The sequence below is a fragment of the Hydrogenivirga sp. 128-5-R1-1 genome, assembly GCF_000171895.1.
Genome location: NZ_ABHJ01000080.1, coordinates 1 through 3,092 on the forward strand (window position 1 = coordinate 1; position 3,092 = coordinate 3,092).

4 protein-coding genes are annotated in these 3,092 nt (G+C 33.2%); all 4 read right to left on the reverse strand.

Annotation, left to right across the window (positions count from 1 at the left end; genetic code table 11):
• A partial coding sequence (locus HG1285_RS05140; RefSeq protein ID WP_008288467.1) for a beta-ketoacyl-ACP synthase III occupies positions 1-680 on the reverse strand: 680 nt, incomplete at its 3' end.
• Positions 681-1,700 (reverse strand): phosphate acyltransferase PlsX, encoded by a 1,020-nt coding sequence (plsX, locus tag HG1285_RS05135; protein WP_008288468.1) that lies wholly within the window; start codon positions 1,698-1,700, stop codon positions 681-683. It abuts the gene before it with no gap.
• Positions 1,701-1,883, reverse strand: coding sequence for a 50S ribosomal protein L32 (gene rpmF / locus HG1285_RS05130; protein ID WP_008288469.1), 183 nt, complete (start codon positions 1,881-1,883; stop codon positions 1,701-1,703).
• Positions 1,884-1,933: 50 nt separating this feature from the next.
• The coding region (locus HG1285_RS05125) for a sigma-54 dependent transcriptional regulator (protein ID WP_008288470.1) at positions 1,934-3,092 on the reverse strand (1,159 nt) is incomplete at its 5' end.

Here is a 3,092-nt window from a genome sequence, read left to right on the forward strand (position 1 = left end):
GTCAGCCCAGCTTCTTCTAAAGCTTTTTTTGAAGCTGTTTCCATTGACTTGATTGCAAGTTTAAATGTTTCTCTTCCTTTCATTTTAAGTTTTTCACCTACTGGGCAGTAAAGAGAACCCCAGTGTGAGCCGTCTGAATGCATTACAGCAGAAAGTATATCACTTTCAGAGTTTGTTTTAGATAAAACAACAGCTCCTGCCCCATCTCCAAAAATTACAGCTGTAGACCTATCTTGCCAGTCAATTATTTGAGAAAATACCTCAGCCCCTACTACTAAAACGTTTTTGAATTGTTCGGATTTTATAAAGGAGCTTGCAATTGTAAGGGCGTATATAAATCCACTGCAAGCTGCTGAAATATCAAAAGCCATAGGATTTTTAAGCCCAAGCTTATCTGCAAGAAGTGCCCCAGTGGAAGGAAATATCATGTCAGGGGTAGATGTAGCCACTATTACAGCTTCTATATCTTTTTTATCCATTCCTGCAACAGCTATGGCTTCCTCAGCTGCGTTTTTTGCCAAATCACTTGTTTTTTCCCATTCTTCTGCTATTCTTCTTTCTTTTATACCAGTTCTTGTTGTTATCCATTCATCAGATGTGTCTAAAATTTTTTCCAAATCAAAATTTGTTATAATTCTGGGAGGGACATACATCCCGATACCTTTTATTTGAACTCCCATCTAAACCTCTAAAAGTGGAGTTGGAAGAAGCTCTTTTATGTTTTCTGATAGAATATCATTAAAATGGGTTTCTTCAAATTCAGAAGCAACTTTCAAGGCATTTTTTATTGCCCTTTCGTCAGCTCTTCCATGGGTTATAATACATGTTCCTTTTGTTCCAAGCAGTGGTGCCCCGCCGTATTCTGCAAAGTCTGCCTTTTTCTTAAATCTTTTAAGAGCAGGCATCATTAAAGCTGCTCCAATTTTTGAAACTAAGCTTTTTTCAACTTCTTGTTTTATCATTTCAACAATAATAGTTCCAAGACTTTCACTTGTTTTGAGAACAACGTTTCCAACAAAGCCATCGCAAACGATAACATCAAAATCGCCTGTAAATATATCTCTTCCTTCTGCATTTCCTACAAAATTTAAGTTTGACATTTTTAACAGGGGATATGTATCTTTTACAAGCTCATTTCCTTTTCCTTCTTCTTCGCCTATGCTAAGTATTCCAACTTTTGGATTGTCAGAAGATTTAAGTATTTCTTTTACATAGGTATGACCCATTACTGCAAAATATACTAAATGTCTCGGTCTACAGTCAACGTTAGCTCCAACATCTATTAAAACTGTAGGTTTTCCTTTTTTTGTTGGGAATGCTACAGCTATACCGGGTCTTTCTATTCCTGGAGCAGCTCCAACTATAAACTTAGATACAGCCATAGCTGCCCCTGTATTTCCAGCTGAAACGAACGCTTGAGCTTTTCCTTCCCTAACAAGCTTGGCAGCTATATACATAGAAGAATTTCTTTTTTTCCTTATAGCGATAGAAGGTGGTTCATGCATTTCAATTACATCTTCTGCATGAACAATTTCTATAGGTAAGCCTTCACCACCGTATTCTTTTAATTTAGGCTTTAAAATATTTTCATTACCTACCAGATAAACACCTATATTTGTTTCTTTTGCAAAAAGTATAGCACCTTTTATATTAGAATCAGGGGCATAATCTCCCCCCATTGTATCAAGTGCTATAAACAATTACACAACCTCTATAATTTCCTTATCTTTATAATATCCACAGTGAGGACATACTCTATGAGGAGCTTTTGGCTGTCCGCATTCTGGACATAAAGACATTCCAGGAACTTTTAATCTTTTATACCATTGAGCCTTTCTCATAGCTGTTTTTGCTTTTGATTTTTTTCTCTTAGGTACCGCCATTTATAAATTCCTCCTTTTTAATAATTCAAAACAAATATTATATCAGAAATTTAATGAAAATATTTATCAAATCTGTATCTGAATTCTCTAAACGTTAAACCAAGGTTAGATGCACTGCTTGTTTTATTTCTTCCTGTTTTTTCATAAACATACCATATAATTGTTTTTTCAATTTCTTCCATTATTTTTTTTAAATTAACACCTTCCGCAGGGAATGATTTTAAAACAAATCCTTTATTTGGGTCATCTATGAATATAGAGTTTAAATTTGATTCAAACTCAAATTCAAATAGGTTTAAAGTATCATTCTCTGATAATATTACAGACTTTTCTATAATATTTTTTAACTCTCTTATGTTTCCTTTAAGTTCAAGATTATTAACATACTCTAAAAACTGGGGACTGATTCTTGTTATGTTCTTGTTATATTTTTGATTTAATTCTTTGAGTATATGGGAAATTATAAGTGGTATATCTTCCTTTCTCTCTTTTAACGAAGGCATTCGTAATGTTATAGTGGAGAGTCTATAATATAAGTCTTCTCTAAATCTTCCTTCTTCTATTTCTTTCTTTAGATTTCTATTTGTAGCTGATATTATCCTTACATCTGTAGAAATTTCTTTTGTAGAACCTACAGGTCTAAATTTTTTTGTTTCCAAAAATCTTAGAAGTTTTGATTGCAAAGTTAAAGGTAATTCTCCAATTTCGTCTAAAAATAATGTTCCACCTTCAGCTTCTTCTATAAGACCTTTTTTATTTTTCTCTGCACCAGTAAAAGCTCCTTTTATATATCCAAATAACTCACTTTCAAGTAGCTCATGGGGAATGGCTGCACAGTTTACTGCGATAAAGGGTTTATCTTTCCTCTTACTTAAATTGTGTATTTCTCTTGCTGCAACCTCTTTTCCAGTTCCTGTTTCGCCTGTTATTAATACATTTACATCATAAGGAGCTATTTTTCTGATACTTTCCTTTATTAAAGATATTGCTTTTGAATTTCCTACTAATAGTTCAAATTCTGGAAAATCTTCAGGATTTGCCTGGGCGATTAATTTATTCTTTACAGTGTTTATTATTTTTTTTATATCTCTTATTTCAAATGGTTTTGAAATATAATCAATAGCGCCTCTTTTAATGGCTTCTACAGCGGTATCAGGAGATGCATAAGCTGTAATCATAATTATTTGAGTATCTGGATTTTTATTTCTT

Bases quoted from the DNA above. Each gene is read 5' to 3' on its own strand.
- rpmF (WP_008288469.1), bottom strand. From the start codon at position 1,883: ATGGCGGTACCTAAGAGAAAAAAATCAAAAGCAAAAACAGCTATGAGA.